At 68.2% G+C, this 14696-nt stretch carries 9 protein-coding genes and 1 pseudogene; 2 read left to right on the forward strand and 8 right to left on the reverse strand.

What is annotated here, in order from left to right; all coding sequences use genetic code 11:
* The 4 genes from F3I16_RS20450 to F3I16_RS20465 form a co-directional block, all read right to left on the reverse strand.
* Nucleotides 1-462, reverse strand: coding sequence for a copper chaperone PCu(A)C (locus F3I16_RS20450; RefSeq protein WP_160495368.1), 462 nt, complete (start codon nt 460-462; stop codon nt 1-3).
* On the reverse strand, nt 453-1985 hold the full coding sequence (locus F3I16_RS20455) for a PepSY domain-containing protein (RefSeq protein ID WP_160495398.1): 1533 nt from the start codon (nt 1983-1985) through the stop codon (nt 453-455). Before F3I16_RS20455 ends, F3I16_RS20450 begins: the two co-directional genes overlap by 10 nt.
* A 19-nt stretch (nt 1986-2004) precedes the next feature.
* On the reverse strand, nt 2005-4170 hold the full coding sequence (locus F3I16_RS20460) for a TonB-dependent siderophore receptor (RefSeq protein ID WP_160495369.1): 2166 nt from the start codon (nt 4168-4170) through the stop codon (nt 2005-2007).
* A gap of 81 nt (nt 4171-4251) precedes the next feature.
* Nucleotides 4252-4641 (reverse strand): DUF2946 domain-containing protein, encoded by a 390-nt coding sequence (locus F3I16_RS20465; protein ID WP_160495370.1) that lies wholly within the window; start codon nt 4639-4641, stop codon nt 4252-4254.
* Between the two features lie 211 nt (nt 4642-4852).
* Here F3I16_RS20465 and F3I16_RS20470 point away from each other — a divergent pair, with 211 nt between their 5' ends.
* Nucleotides 4853-5512: a glutathione S-transferase family protein gene (locus tag F3I16_RS20470; protein WP_160495371.1), complete on the forward strand. Its 660-nt coding sequence runs from the start codon at nt 4853-4855 to the stop codon at nt 5510-5512.
* Nucleotides 5513-5566: 54 nt separating this feature from the next.
* Nucleotides 5567-5665, forward strand: a pseudogene (locus F3I16_RS21285) (glutathione S-transferase family protein); the annotation flags it as partial.
* 1 nt (nt 5666) lies between these two features.
* Here the strand turns inward: F3I16_RS21285 and F3I16_RS20480 are convergent.
* Genes F3I16_RS20480 through F3I16_RS20495 form a run of 4 tightly spaced genes read right to left on the reverse strand, consistent with a single transcriptional unit; the run spans nt 5667 to nt 14540 of the window.
* The gene (locus tag F3I16_RS20480) at nt 5667-7136 is read right to left on the reverse strand and encodes an efflux transporter outer membrane subunit (RefSeq protein ID WP_160495372.1); all 1470 of its coding nucleotides are present in this window, start codon (nt 7134-7136) and stop codon (nt 5667-5669) included.
* The gene (locus F3I16_RS20485; protein WP_160495373.1) at nt 7133-10240 is read right to left on the reverse strand and encodes an efflux RND transporter permease subunit; all 3108 of its coding nucleotides are present in this window, start codon (nt 10238-10240) and stop codon (nt 7133-7135) included. Before F3I16_RS20485 ends, F3I16_RS20480 begins: the two co-directional genes overlap by 4 nt.
* Nucleotides 10237-13335, reverse strand: a complete 3099-nt coding sequence (locus F3I16_RS20490) for an MdtB/MuxB family multidrug efflux RND transporter permease subunit (RefSeq protein WP_160495374.1) — start codon at nt 13333-13335, stop codon at nt 10237-10239. Before F3I16_RS20490 ends, F3I16_RS20485 begins: the two co-directional genes overlap by 4 nt.
* Nucleotides 13332-14540 carry an MdtA/MuxA family multidrug efflux RND transporter periplasmic adaptor subunit gene (locus F3I16_RS20495; protein WP_160495375.1) on the reverse strand — a complete coding sequence of 403 codons (1209 nt, stop codon included), beginning with the start codon at nt 14538-14540 and terminating at the stop codon, nt 13332-13334. Before F3I16_RS20495 ends, F3I16_RS20490 begins: the two co-directional genes overlap by 4 nt.
* Nucleotides 14541-14696: the final 156 nt, after the last annotated feature.

Genomic DNA, 14696 nt, shown 5'->3' on the forward strand with positions numbered 1-14696 from the left:
TCAGTGGTGCTCGGCGGCGGGTGCCTCCTTCTGCACGGCGACCTCGACCTGCACGTCGCCGGCGCGCTCGAAGTGCAGGGTCAGCGGGAAGCGTTCGCCGTCCTTGAACTGGCGCTGCAGGCCGAACAGCATCACGTGGTAGCCCATCGGCGCGAATTTGGCCTGGCCCTTGCCCGGCACCTCGACCACCTGGACCTGCTGCATCTTCATCAGCCCGTTCTGGTGGACATGCTCGTGCAGCTCGGCCTTGGCCGCCACCGGGGTGTCGGCGCCGAGCAGGCGGTCGGCCTGTTCGCCCTGGTTGTGCACGATGAAATAGGCCGCGGCGGTCGGCGCCACCGGCGGCATTTCCCGCGACCAGGGATGCTCGATGTGCAGCTCGCCGGCCGCGTAGTCATGGGCCGTGGCCAGCAGCGGGCAGAACAGCGCGGCGGCGAGCGCGAGGGCGTGTTTCATGGACATGGTGGTTCTCCTTGGGGAATGTACGAAGGTGTGGTGGTCCGACGTGGCCGTTTAGCCGGCCGCCGCAGGCGTGACAGGCGCCGCCAGCCCAGCAGTATGCCGCTGAGGCTGATGGCCAGCCCACCCAGGCTGAACAGAATGATCAGCGCCTCGCGCAGGCGCGGGCGTTCCAGCAGCGGTTGCCAGTCCCAGCTGTGCAGCAGGTTGAACAGCCAGCGGCTGGCGCGGGCGCGGCTGTCGAGCTGGGCCAGCAGCGCGCCGCTGTGCGGGTCGAGATACAGCCAGGTGGCCGCCGCGTCGTCGAAGCGCACGCGCAGCACCGGCAGGCGCCGGGGGTAATGGCCGTACATGCTCTGCTCGGCCCGGGCGTAGTAGTAGGCGTCATAGCGCTGCAGCCGCTCGGCCTCGACCCGCGCCGCCGGCTGCATGGCCCGGGCCGCGGCCAGCAGGGTCGCGTCGGGCAGCAAGCGCTGCGCCTCGGCAGTCGCCTGCTGGCCCATGACCCGGCTGTTGCCGGCCGCATCGACGGCGCTCAGGTAGGCCCGCCCGCCGAGCATGCGCCACTCCAGCTCATGGGCGTTGAGGCCGGCCTGGCGCAGGCGCGCCAGGCTCTCGTCGAGGGGCAAGGCCAGCTGCTCGGCCGTCAGCGCACCGCCACGGTAGTCGGCGGCCGCCAGCTTCGACTGGCTGTCGAACAGCTGCCAGGGCCGCATCGACAGCAGCCCGCTGAAGATCCAGGCGAGCAGCACGCCGCCGAACAGCAGCCCGGCCAGGTGATGCCAGCGCGCCGCGCCGGCATAGGGCGAGCGCGAGCCGCTGCGGTAGGGCTTGCCGAAGCGCCAGCGCAGCAGCCCGACCACCTGGCCGAGCAGCGCCATCAGGCTGGCGGCCAGGGCCAGGTAGATGACCAGTTCCGCCCACCAGGGCAGGTCGCGCGCGGCATACAGCCAGTGCAGCCAGGCGCCCAGCCAGTTCCAGGCGCGCTCCCGGGCGCTGGCATCGCGCACCACCGCTCCCGTACGGCTGGAGATGTATAGCAGGCTCTGCGCCGCATCGGCCAGTTGTACCCGGTGCAGCGGGCGGTCCGCATCCAGGGCGCGGGAGCGGCTCCAGGCGTCTTCCATGACCAGCCCCCGGTACTGCGCCGGCGCCCCCGCGCCGAACTGGCGGGCGCTGGCCAGGGCCTGCTCGGCATCCACCGCGGGAAGCAGCCGGCCGCTGCGGGCATCGAAGGCCTGGCTGCTGCCGTCGGCATAGGCGAGCAGATAGCGCGGCCGGCCGCCGATGCTGGTCAGGCGCAGGCCCACTGCCGGTTTTTCTGCGGCACTGGCGGCCAGCAGTGCGCCCGGTTCGATACAGCAGCCTGCGGCCGGCAAGGCCGGCAGGCGCGCCAGGTGTTCGGCCGGGGTCAGCTTGGGGTAGCCGACATACAGCATGACCACCCCGGACACCAGCCACAGCGCCATGAACAGGCACAGGCCGATGCCCAGCCAGCGGTGCCACAGGTACAGATGGCGTTTCAGCTTTTTCATGGAGCCCCCATCAGAAGCGCGTATCGAGCGCCAGCTCGAAACTGCGTGGCGCGCCCATGTAGTAGAGGCTGCCGTAGGCCTGCCTGGCGTAGACCTCGTCGGTCAGGTTGCGCACACGCGCGGTCAGCGTGCTGTGCCGGTCCACCCGGTAGCGGGCGAAGGCGCCGTACAGGCTGTAGGACGGCGCCTTGAGGCTGTTGGCGTTGTCGGCGAAGACCGAGGCGACGTAGCGGGCATCCACCCCGGCCTGCCAGGCCGGGGCAATGTCGTAGCTCAGCCAGGCGTTGGCGACGTGGTCCGGCACGTTGCTCGGGCTGTTGCCCTTGCGCGATACCGACTGGCCGCCGACGGACTCGTTGAACTGGTCGTACTGGGCATCGACATAGGCGTAGTTGGCCTCGGCCAGCAGCTTCGCCGTGACTTGCAGCTTGCCGGCCAGTTCGATGCCGCGCGAGGTCTGCTGGCCGGCCTGCACGGTCAGGTTGGGGTTGCTGGAATCCTTCACCGTGAAGTCGCGCCGGACGATTTCATACAGCGCCAGGGTGGCCGAGCCGCGGCCGTCGAGGAAGTCGAACTTGCTGCCCGCTTCCCACTGCTCGCCGGTGGTCAGGTCGTACAGGCCGACCTGCGAGTAGGTGGCCGAGGCCAGCGAGCCGGCCGGTGGATCGGCGGCGGTGCTGTACTGCACATAGACGTTGGCCGCCGGGGTCAGCGCGTAGACCAGGCCGGCGCGGCCGGTGACTGGCTCCCAGGTGCGCTCGAAGAACGCCGGGCTGGTCGGCGTCACCGCGCCGTAGTTGCTCACCTCCATGTGCAGGTGGTCGTAGCGCAGGCCGGTGAGCAACGCCAGGCGCGGGCTCAGCTCCAGGCGGTTCTCCAGGAAGCCGGCCAGGGTGGTGACTTCGTGCTGGCGTTGCTTGTGCAGGCCGCCATTGACCCCGGGGATGTCGGAGAAGCTGCCCGGGTCGAAGTACTCGGCATCCACCGTGTCGTACGGGGCGCTGGAAAACGCCGAGTTGGGGTGCAGGCGCTGGCGGTTGAGCGAGTAGTCCAGGCCCGCCGACCACTGGCTGAACAGGCCGAACAGCTGGCGGTCGTGGCGCAGCTCGAAGCGATTGCCGTCGACCCGCTGGTCATGCCGCTGCAGCAGCGCCGAATAGCGCCGGACCAGGCTGTTGTCGGCGTTGTAGCGGTAGTTCTCCAGGTTGCGGTAATCGCGCTGGGCGTCGTAGTGGTACAGGGTGTTCTGCAGGCTGGTGCTGTCGTCGATCCGGTAGTCGATGATCGAGCGCAGCCAGCGCACGCGCTGCTCGTAGCGGCCGTCGGCGACGTTGTAGTTCTCGAAGCGGCGGTCCTCGTCGATCTTCATCGTGCCGCCCACCGGGTTGCGCAGCGGCGAGCCCCAGTAGGGGCTGTCTTCGCGGTCTTCCTGGTATTCCAGGGCCAGGGTATGGCTGAGGTCGGGCGTCAGGTCGCTGAGGATGGAGAACGCCGTGCTGGTCGACTCGCGTTCGTTGCGGTCCATATAGCCGTCGCCGGCCGTGCGGCTGACGTCCAGGCGGGCGAAGTGCCGGGGTTCGGGACCGCTGCTCAGGGCCTGGTTGATCCCGAGCGACAGCTCCGAGCTGTCGTAGCTGCCGTAGCGCACCCGGCCTTGCAGCGCCTGTTCCTCGCGGCTGGCCAGCTTGGTGATGTAGTTGATCGAGCCGCCGACGGCGCCGGCACCGTAGAGGAAGGTCGAGGGCCCGCCGAGCAGTTCGACGCGGTCGTAGATCCAGGCGTCCACCGGGCGGTTGGCGCTGCTGTAGCTCATGCCGATGCCGTTGTAGAGCTGGGTGATCTGCCCGGCGGTGAAGCCGCGGTAGGAGACGAAACCGCCATAGCCGGGGTTGGCCGAGGCGTTGACCCCGGTCATGCCGTTGATCACGTCCTGGGTGTCCTTGGCGCCGCGCGCCTCGATCAGGCTGCGGTCGGCGACGCTGACCGAGGCCGGGGTTTCGCGGGCGCTCAGGCCCAGGCGCGAGCCGGTCTTGATCGGCTGGTCGAGGCTCACGCCGCTGGGTGGCTCGACGCTGGCGCTGATGGTGCTGGTGGGCAGATCGAGTGGCGTGCCGGCGGCCCACGCCAGCGGGCCGCTGCCGAGCAGCAGCACCAGGCCGGTAGTTCTGATGGTCATGCGAGACTTCCGTGCAGGAATAATCAACCGGGCCTACGGCCGCCCTGCGCGCAGGCGCAGGCAGGCACGTGGCCGAATGTTTCAGGCAGGGAAGTCGGTGGGCGAAGCGCGCGGGTTGAGCGAGGGCCACAAATGTCGCGGCGGCGGTTGCGCCCAGTGCTGCGGCTGGCTGGGCGCGCCGCCGATGGCCGGCGGGAAGTCCGCGGCCCAGGCGTGGCTGTGCAGGGCCACGGCCGCGCCGTATGACGAGCACAGCGGGCAGGAAAACGCATCGGCCTGGTGCTGGGACGAACCCTCGCCCAGGTCCACCGCCGCGAGATTGCTGCCCTCGGCGCAGAAACCGCCCTGCAGGCCACTGAGACGCAGGCCGCTGGCCTGGCCGTGATGCAAACCGCAGGCGAACAGGCTGAGCAGGAGGCTGGTGTACAGCGCCCAGGCGATCAGCGTGCGGTGGTCACGGGTCAGAGTCATGGGCGCGACTCTACCACCGCCGCGCCCGGGGATAGAAGCCGGCCGCCCCCGGCCATTTGCCGCACCCGCGGGCGCTGCCCTGCCCCTCTTCGCCTGCGGCTGTGGAGCATTGCATCAGGGCGATGTCGAAATCCCCGAGGCTGCAACGACTAGTGCAGGAAGCGCTCGGCACTATGCTCAGCGCATGCCCGACCAACCCAGGGAGCCGACCATGGCCATCCAGCTCTATGCCCATCCCTTCTCGTCCTACTGCCAGAAGGTATTGATCGCCCTCTATGAGAACGCCATCCCCTTCGAGTGGCGCCTGCTCGCCCCGGAAAACCCGCAGGCCATGGCCGAACTGGCGGCGCGCTGGCCGTTCCGGCGCTTCCCGCTGCTGCTCGACGGCGAGCGTGCAGTGAGCGAGTCGAGCATCATCATCGAATACCTGCAGCAGCATTACCCCGGAGCGACCCGCCTGCTGCCCGAGGATGCCGACGACGCGCTGGAGGTGCGCTTCATGGACCGCTGCTTCGACCTGTATGTCTCCACGCCGATGACCGCCTGCGTGTTCGACCAGTTGCGCCCCGAGGCGCAGCGCGATGCCTGGGGCGTGGCGCAGGCGCGGCAGCTGCTGCAAACCGCCTACCGCTGGTTCGACGAGAAAATGGCCGGGCGCGAATGGGCCACCGGCGCCGGCTTCAGCCTGGCCGACTGCGCCGCCGCGCCGGCGCTGTTCTATGCCGACTGGGTAGAGCCGATAGCCCCGGAGTTCAGTACCCTGCGCGCCTACCGCCAGCGCCTGCTGGCTCGCCCCTCCTTCGCCCGCGCGGTGGACGAGGCGCGGCCATATCGGCACCTGTTCCCGCTGGGTGCGCCGGACCGCGACTGATCACTCGGCGGCTGCGGTCACGCCATCCCGGCACCACCCAGCGCGGCGATCAATCGCCAGCGCCTGCTGGCGCGGCCCTCCTTCGCCCGTGCGGTGAACGAGGCGCGGCCGTACCGGCACCTGTTCCCGCTGGGTGCGCCAGAGCGCGATTGAACTATTCGGTCGGCTCGGTCACGCCATCCCAGCCACCGCCGAGGGCGGCGATGAGCTGCACGCTGGCGGTCAGGCGGTTGCCCTGCAGGGTCAGGCGCGTACGTTCGCTGGACAGGGCGCTGGTCTGCACGCTGACCACGTCGGTGAACTCCACGGTGCCGGCCTTGTACTGGTTGAGAATCAGCCGCAGCGACTCGCGTGCGGCCTCCAGCCCCTGCTGCTGCACCAAGGCCTCGCGCTCCAGCACGGCCAGCTGCACCAGGTAGTCCTCCACTTCGCGGAAGCCCTCCAGCACGGTCAGGCGGTAGTCGGCCACGGTCTGGTCGTAGCTGGCCTCGGCCTGCTCGACCTGGGAGCGGATCAGGCCGCCGTCGAACAGGTTGAGGGCGAACTGCGGGCCGATCGACCAGAAGCGATTGGGCAGGCTGATCCATTCGTCGAGGCTGCCGCTGCGGTAGCCGCCACTGGCACTCAGGGTCAGGTCCGGGTAATAGGCGGCCTTGGCCACGCCGATCTGGGCGTTGGCGGCGATCACCCGGCGCTCGGCGGCGGCGATATCCGGGCGGCGCTCCAGCAACGCAGAAGGCAGACTTAGCGGCACCGCCGGCAGCTGCGGCACCTGCTCGCGCGCGGCCAGCTCGAACTGCGCCGGCGCCACCCCGACCAGCACGGCCAGGGCGTGTTCCAGCTGGGCGCGCTGGTATTCAAGGTCGACCGCATCGGCCTCGGTGCTCTTCAGCTGGGTCAGCGCCTGGGTCACGTCGGATTTCGGCACTATGCCGGCCTGGTACTGGTTCTCGGCGATGCGAAACGCCTGCTGATAGGCCGCCACGGTCTCGTCGAGCAGGCGCTTCTGCTCATCCAGCACGCGCAGCTGCAGGTAGCTCTGCACCAGCTCGGCCTGCTGGCTGAGGTGCACCGCGGCCAGGTCGGCGCCGCTGGCCTGCATGCTGGCGCTGTCGGCCTCCAGCTGGCGGCGCAGCTTGCCCCAGATATCCACCTCCCAGCTCACGCCCAGGCTGGCGTCATAGGTCTTGGAGACTTGCGCGGCATTCGAGCCGCTGACGCTGACCCCGCCGGTGGTGCCGATGGTGCTGTCGCCACCACCCTGGCCGGCGCGGGTGACGCCGGTATCCAGGCCGATGCTGGGGAAGAACGCCGCCCGTGCACCGCGAGCCAGGGCCCTGGCCTGGCGGTACTGCGCCTCGGCGCTGGCCAGGCTCTGGTTGTTGGCGTTGAGCCGCTCGATCAGCCCATTGAGTTCGGCATCGCCGTACAGTTCCCACCAGTTGCCGCGCAGCACGGTGTCGGCCGGTGCCGCGGCTTTCCAGCCGCTGGCCTGCTTGAACTGCACCGACTCGGCGGAAGCCGGGCGCTGGTAGTCGGGGCCGATGGCACAGGCACTCAGCATTAAAGCCGGGGCCAGGGCGGCGATGGCGAGGCCCAGCGGGCGAAGGGACGAAGGCTTCATACGGGGGTATCCAGGGCAGCATCGCTACGCACGCCGCGCCAGCGATTGACGCGGTGGCGCAGGCGGTCGAGGTAGAGGTAGACCACGGGGGTGGTGTAGAGGGTCAAGAGCTGGCTGAGGATCAGCCCGCCGACTATGGTCAGGCCCAGCGGCTGGCGCATTTCCGCGCCTTCGCTCATGCCCAGCAGCAGCGGCAAGGCACCGAGCATGGCGGCCAATGTGGTCATCATGATTGGGCGGAAACGCAGCAGGCAGGCGCGGCGGATCGACTCCTGCGGACTCAGTTTGTCGTGGCGTTCCAGTTCCAGGGCCAGATCGATCATCAGGATGGCGTTCTTCTTCACCACGCCGATCAGCAGGAACAGGCCGAGCAGCGAGATCAGGCTGAATTCGCCGCCGCTGAGGATGATCGCCAGCAGCGCGCCGACCCCGGCCGAGGGCAAGGTCGAGAGGATGGTCAGCGGGTGGATATAGCTCTCGTAGAGGATGCCGAGGACGATGTAGACCACCAGCAGCGCGCTGAAGATCATCAGCGGCTGGCCCTTGGCCGCGGCCTGGAATGCCCCGCCGGTGCCGCCGACCAGACCCTGCACCTCGGTGGGCAGGTTGACCTGGGCCACCGCCTGGGCGATCGCCTGGTTGGCCTGCTCCTGGGTGACGTCCTTGGCCAGCGAGTAGCCGATGCTTTCCGCGGCGAACTGGCCCTGGTGGTTGACCCGATCCTCCTCCAGGCTGCGCTCCCAGTGGGCGAAGCTGGACAGCGGAACCCGCGCCCCAGAGGCGCTGATCACCTGGATCTGGTCCAGTGCCTCGGGGTATTCGGCGAACGTCGGATCGATCTCCATCACCACGCTGTACTGGTTGAGGCTGTCGTAGATGGTGGAAATCTGCCGCTGGCTGAAGGCGTTGTTCAGCACCGCGGTGACCATGGCCATGTCCACGCCCAGGCGCTGGGCGGTGGCGCGGTCGATCTGCAGGCTGATCTGCTGGGCGCCCTCGCCTTCGTTGGCATCGATATCGGTCAGCTCCGGCAGTTTGGCCAGGGCGTCGCGCACCTTGGGCAGCCACTCGCGCAGGTCATCCAGGCTGCTGGCCAGCAGCACGTATTCGTTTTCCGAGCTGCGCCCCTGGCGGCCGCCGAACTGCAGGTCCTGGTCGGGCATCAGCATCAGCCGTCCGCCCGGCACCTTGGGCACGCTGTCGCGCAGGCGGTCGATCACCTGCTGGGCCGACACGCCACGCTCGCCAATGGGCTTCAGGCGCACCACCAGGAAGGCGTTGTTGATCCCGCCGCTGCCGCCGATGAAGCCGGCCACGCTGTGCACCGCCGGATCGGCCAGCAGCGCGCGGCGGTAGATCTCCATCTTCGGCTGCATGACCTGGAACGACAGGCCGTCATCGCCACGGACGAAGCCGATCAACTGGCCGGTGTCCTGCTGCGGCATGAAGGTCTTCGGCACTTCGATGAACAGGAACACGTTGAACGCGATGGTCGCCAGCAGGCTGCACAGGGTCAGCCGCGAGTGACGCAGGGCCCAGTCCAGGCTGCGCGCGTAGCCGTCCAGCACGCGTTCTTGCAGGCGCGCGCCGAAGCGCTGCAGGCGGCCGGGCTGGCGTTCGGCTTCCTCGGCCTTGAGCCAGCGCGCGCAGAGCATCGGCGTGAGGGTCAGCGAGACCAGCATGGAGATCAGGATCGCCACGGTCAGGGTGATGGAGAACTCGCGGAACAGGCTGCCGACTATGCCGCCCATGAACAGGATGGAGAGGAACACCGCGACCAGCGACAGGTTCATCGACAGCAGGGTGAAGCCGACTTCCTGGGCGCCCTTGAACGCCGCGGCCATGGGTTTCTCGCCCGCCTCGATATGCCGCGAGATGTTCTCCAACACCACGATGGCGTCATCCACCACCAGGCCGGTGGCGATGATCAGCGCCATCAGCGACAAGTTATTCAGTGAGAAATCCAGCAGGTACATCACCGCGAAGGTGCCGACCAGCGACACTGGCACCGCCAGCGCCGGGATCAGCGCGGCGCGCCAGCGGCCGAGGAAGGCGAACACCACCAGGATCACCAGGGCCACGGCGATCAGCAGGGTGCGCTCGGCCTCGTGCAGGGTGGCGCGGATCACCGGCGAGCGGTCCATCGCCACCTCCAGCTGCACGCTGGCCGGGATCACCGCCTGCAGCGCCGGCAGCTCGGCGCGGATGTCCTCGATGGTCTCGATGATATTGGCGCCGGGCTGGCGGTTGATCACCAGCAGCACCGAGTCGTCGTCGTTGTAGAAACCGCTGTTGTAGCGGTTCTCCACCGAGTCGCGGACCGTCGCCACATCGCTCAGGCGTACCGGTGCGTTGTTCTGGTAGCGGATGATCAGCGGCTGGTAGTCGGAGGCCTTTTCCAGCTGGTCGTTGGCCTGGATCTGCCAGTGACGGCTGGCGTCTTCCACGGCGCCCTTGGGCCGGTCGACGTTGGCCGTGGCGATGGCGTTGCGCACCTCGTCCAGGGCGATGCCGTACTGGTCGAGCAGGCGCGGCTGCAGCTCCACCCGCACCGCCGGCAGCGAACTGCCGCCGATCTGGATCTGCCCGACGCCCTGCACCTGGGCCAGTTTCTGCGCCAGCACGGTGGAGGCCACGTCGTACAGCTGGCTCTTGTCCAGCACCGGCGAGCTCAGCGCCAGCACCATGACCGGCGCCTGCGAGGGGTTGAACTTCTTGTAGGTCGGCATGCTGCGCATGCCGCTGGGCAGCAGGTTGCGCGCGGCGTTGATGGCCGCCTGCACCTCGCGGGCGGCGGCGTCGATATTCCGTTCGAGGTCGAAGAGGATGACGATCTGCGTGCTGCCCTGGCTGCTACGGCTGGTCATCTCGCTGATCCCGGCGATGCTGCCAAGCGAGCGCTCCAGTGGCGTGGCCACGCTGGAGGCCATTACCTGCGGGCTGGCGCCCGGCAGCGAGGCGTTGACCACGATGGCCGGGAAATCCATCTTCGGCAGCGGCGCCACCGACAGCAGGCCGAAGCTGACCCAGCCGAGCAACAGGATCGCCAGACTCAGCAGCAGCGTGGCCACCGGCCGCCGGATAAAGGGCGCGGAGATGTTCATGGGCTGACCAGTACGCCGGAAGCGCTGCAGCCGAAATAGCGGCGCGACAGGCGATCGAACCACAGGTAGATCACCGGCGTGGTGAACAGCGTCAGCACCTGGCTGAGCAGCAGACCGCCGACCATCACCAGGCCCAGCGGCTGGCGCAGCTCGGCGCCGGAGCCCGAGGCCAGCATCAGCGGGATGGCGCCGAACAGCGCGGCCAGGGTGGTCATCAGGATCGGCCGGAAACGCAGCAGCGCCGCCTGGTAGATCGCCGCCTCAGGCGCCATGCCCTGCTGCCGTTCGGCCTCCAGGGCGAAGTCGATCATCATGATCGCGTTCTTCTTGACGATGCCGATCAGCAGGATGATGCCGATGATGGCGATCAGGCCCAGGTCGTTGCCGGTCAGCAGCAGCGCCAGCAAGGCGCCGACCCCGGCCGAGGGCAAGGTCGAGAGAATGGTGATCGGGTGGATGTAACTCTCGTAGAGCACGCCGAGCACGATGTACATGGTGACGATGGCCGCCAGAATCAGCAGCAAGGTGCTCGACAGCGAGGCGCGGAAGGCCTCGGCGGCGCCCTGGAACTGGCTCTGGATACCAGGCGGCAGGCCGATGTCCTGCTGCACCTGCTCGATCACCGCCACCGCCTCGCCCAGCGATACGCCACTGGCCAGGTTGAACGACAGGGTCACCGCCGGGAACTGGCCGATATGGTTGACCAGCAGGCTGGCCGCCCGCTCGTCGATGCGCGCCAGGGAGGCCAGTGGCACCTGGCCGCCGCTGGCGGTAGCCACATGCACCTGCTGCAGCGCGGCCGGGCCGAGTTCGCCGGCGCCGGCACTCTCCAGCACCACGCGGTACTGGCTGGCCTGGGTGAAGATGGTGGAGATCTGCCGCTGACCGAAGGCGTCGTACAGCGCATCGTCAATAGCACTGATACTGACACCAAGCCGCGAGGCGGCGTCGCGGTCGATCTGCAGATACACCTGCAGGCCACGGTTCTGCAGGTCGCTGGCTACGTCACGCAGCTCGGCTTGCTCGCTCAGGGCCTCGACCAGTTTGGGTGTCCACTCCTCCAGCAGCGCGGCATCCGGCGATTCCAGGCTGAACTGGAACTGGGTACGGCTGACCCGGTCCTCGATGGTCAGGTCCTGCACCGGCTGCAGGTACAGCGCGATGCCGGGAATCGCCGCCAGCTCGGGGCGCAGGCGCTCGATCACCTGGCTGGCGCTGGCGTCGCGCTCACCGTGCGGCTTGAGGTTGATCAGCAACCGGCCGCTGTTGAGCGTGGCGTTGTCGCCGTCCACGCCGATATAGGACGACAGGCTGGCGACCGCCTCGTCCTGCAGGATCACCGCGGCCAGACGCTGCTGGCGCTCGCTCATGGCGGCGAAGGAAATGCTCTGCGGCGCCTCGGAAATGCCCTGGATCACCCCGGTGTCCTGCACCGGGAAGAAGCCCTTGGGCACCGCCAGGTACAGCACCACGGTCAGCGCCAGGGTGGCCAGCGCCACCAGCAGGGTCAGCGGCTGGTGCCTGAGCACCCATTGCAGGGCGACGCCGTAACGCGCGATCAGGCCGTCGATAAAGGCGCCGCTGGCGCGGTAGAAACGTCCCTGCTCTTGCTCCTTCTCGGCCTTGAGCAGGCGCGCGCACATCATCGGCGTCAGGGTCAGCGACACCACCAGGGAAATCAGGATGGCCACCGCCAGGGTGATGGCGAACTCGCGGAACAGGCGCCCCACTACATCGGCCATGAACAGCAGCGGAATCAGCACCGCGATCAGCGAGAAGGTCAGCGAGATCAGGGTGAAGCCGATCTGCCGGGCGCCCTTGAGCGCGGCGTTCAGCGGCGTCTCGCCCTCCTCCAGATGGCGGGCGATGTTTTCCAGCATGACGATGGCGTCGTCGACCACGAAGCCGGTGGCGATGGTCAGGGCCATCAGGGTCAGGTTGTTGACCGAGAAGCCGGCCAGGTACATCACGGCGAAGGTGCCGATCAGCGACAGCGGCACCACGATCGACGGAATCACGGTGGCGGACAGCTTGCGCAGGAACAGGAAGGTCACCAGCACCACCAGGCCGATGGCCAGGATCATCTCGAAGCGCACATCGCTGATCGCCGCGCGGATGGTCTGGGTGCGGTCGGTGAGCAGCTTGACCTCGATGCTGGCCGGCAGGCTGGCGGTGATCTGCGGCAGCAGTTTCTGGATGCGCTCGACCACCTCGATGACGTTGGCCCCCGGCTGGCGCTGGATGCTCAGCAGCACGGTCTGGTTGCGGTCGGCCCAGGCGGCCAGGCGCTCGTTCTCGGCGCCGTCGATAACGGTCGAGACGTCCTTGAGGCGCAGCGGCGCGCCGTTCTCGTACTTGAGGATCAGGTCCAGGTAGGCCTCGGCCGATTCCAGCTGGTCGTTGGCATCCAGCTGCGAGACGCGGGTCGGGCCGTCGAAGTTGCCCTTGGGCTGGTTGACGTTGCTGGCGGTGATCAACGTGCGCACGTCGGACAGATTGAGGCCATGGCTGGCCAGGGCCTCGGGGTTGACCTTGATCCGCACCGCCTTGCGCTGACCGCCGGCCAGGCTGACCAGGCCGACGCCGCTGATCTGCGCGATCTTCTGCGCCATGCGGGTATCGATCAGGTCGTGCACTTCGGTCAGCGGCATGCTCGCCGAGCTGATCGCCAGGGTCAGCACCGGGGTGTCGGCCGGGTTGACCTTGTTGTACACCGGCGGTGCCGGCAGGTCGCTGGGCAGCAGGTTGCTCGCCGCGTTGATCGCCGCCTGCACCTCCTGTTCGGCCACGTCCAGGTTCACTTCCAGGGTGAAGCGCAGGGTGATCACCGAGGCGCCGCCGGAACTGGTCGAGGACATCTGCTTGAGGCCCGGCATCTGGCCGAACTGGCGCTCCAGCGGCGCGGTCACCGAACTGGTCATCACCTCCGGGCTGGCGCCGGGATACAGGGTGAGCACGCGGATGGTCGGGTAATCCACCTCCGGCAGCGCCGACACTGGCAACAGGCGGTAGGCGATCAGGCCGGTGAGGAAGATCGCCACCATCAGCAGCGTGGTGGCGACCGGGCGCAGGATGAACAGGCGCGAAACGTTCATGCGCCGTGCTTCTGCTCGGTCTTGGCGGCCGGCTGGGCCAGGGCGCCGGGTTCGCCGACCACCTGCACCGCGCTGCCTTCCTTGAGCTTGTCGGTGCCTTCCAGCACCAGCCGTTCGCCGACCTTCAGGCCATTGCTGACCAGGGTCAGCGCGCCGTCGCTGGCGCCCACCTCGACCTTGCGCAGCTGCACCTTGTCGTCTTTATCGAGGAGGAACACAAAGGTGCCACGGGCGCCATACTGCAGGGCCGCGGACGAAATCAGGGTAGCCCCTTGGCGGGTTTCCACGCGCAGGCGCACGTTGACGAACTGGTTGGGAAACAGGCTCTCGCCGGCATTGTCGAAACGCGCCTTGAGCTTGACGGTGCCGGTGGCGACGTCGATCTGGTTGTCCAGGCTGTGCAGCACGCCTTCGGCCAGCAGCTGCTTCTCGCCGCGATCCCAGGCCTGCACCAGCAGTTTCTCGTTGTTGCGCACCCGCGCCAGCACCGGCGGCAGGTCGTTCTCGGCCAGGGTGAAGTTGACCGAGATCGGCTTGACCTGGGTGATGGTCACCAGCGCCGTGGTGTCGCCGCTGCTGACCAGGTTGCCGACGTCGATCTGGCGCAGGCCGAGGCGGCCGTCGATGGGCGCGCGGATGCGGGTGAACTCGAGGTTGAGGCGGGCCTCGGCGACGGCCGCCTGGTCGCTCTTCACCGTGCCGCGATACTGGCCGACCAGGGCGGCCTGGGTGTCGAGGGTCTGCTTGGCGATGGAGTCCTCGGCGTACAGGCCCTGGTAGCGGGCCAGGTCGATCTCGGCGTTCTTCAGCTGCGCCTGGTTCTGCGCCAGGGTGCCTTCGGCCTGCTGCAGGGCCACCTGGTAGGCCCGCGGATCGATCTGCGCCAGCAGGTCGCCGGCCTTGACCAGTTGGCCTTCCTCGAACAGCACCTTGACCAGCTCGCCATCCACCCGGCTACGCACGTTCACCGTATTCAGCGCGGTCACCGTGCCCAGGGCCTTGAGCTCGATATTGAAGTCGCCCTGGCTGACCTGGGTCACCCGTACCGGCACCGGCCCGCTGTCGCGCCCCCAGGGTCCGCCGCGACCGCCCTTCTCCACCGGTTTCGCCGGCCACAGCCACCACAGCAGCAGGACGACGGCGAGCAGCGCCAGGGCGATCAGCCAGGGGCGGTAAGAGCGCGATGCAGAGCGAATATCAGGCATGGTCCGGGTCACTTTCCTTGGGAGCGTGAACGATAAGCACTCTCTGCCGCCAAGCAAAGGGTCTTTACCGCCCATTTACCCTTGATTGACGTAACCAAGTGTTTGAGGCGCAAAAGAAAAGACCCTGCCCGGCATGGGCTGCGGGCATGCCTGGCC

Origin of the sequence: Pseudomonas sp. L-22-4S-12 (genome assembly GCF_009799935.1) — a bacterium.
In the GTDB taxonomy this organism is placed as follows: Bacteria; Pseudomonadota; Gammaproteobacteria; order Pseudomonadales; family Pseudomonadaceae; genus Aquipseudomonas.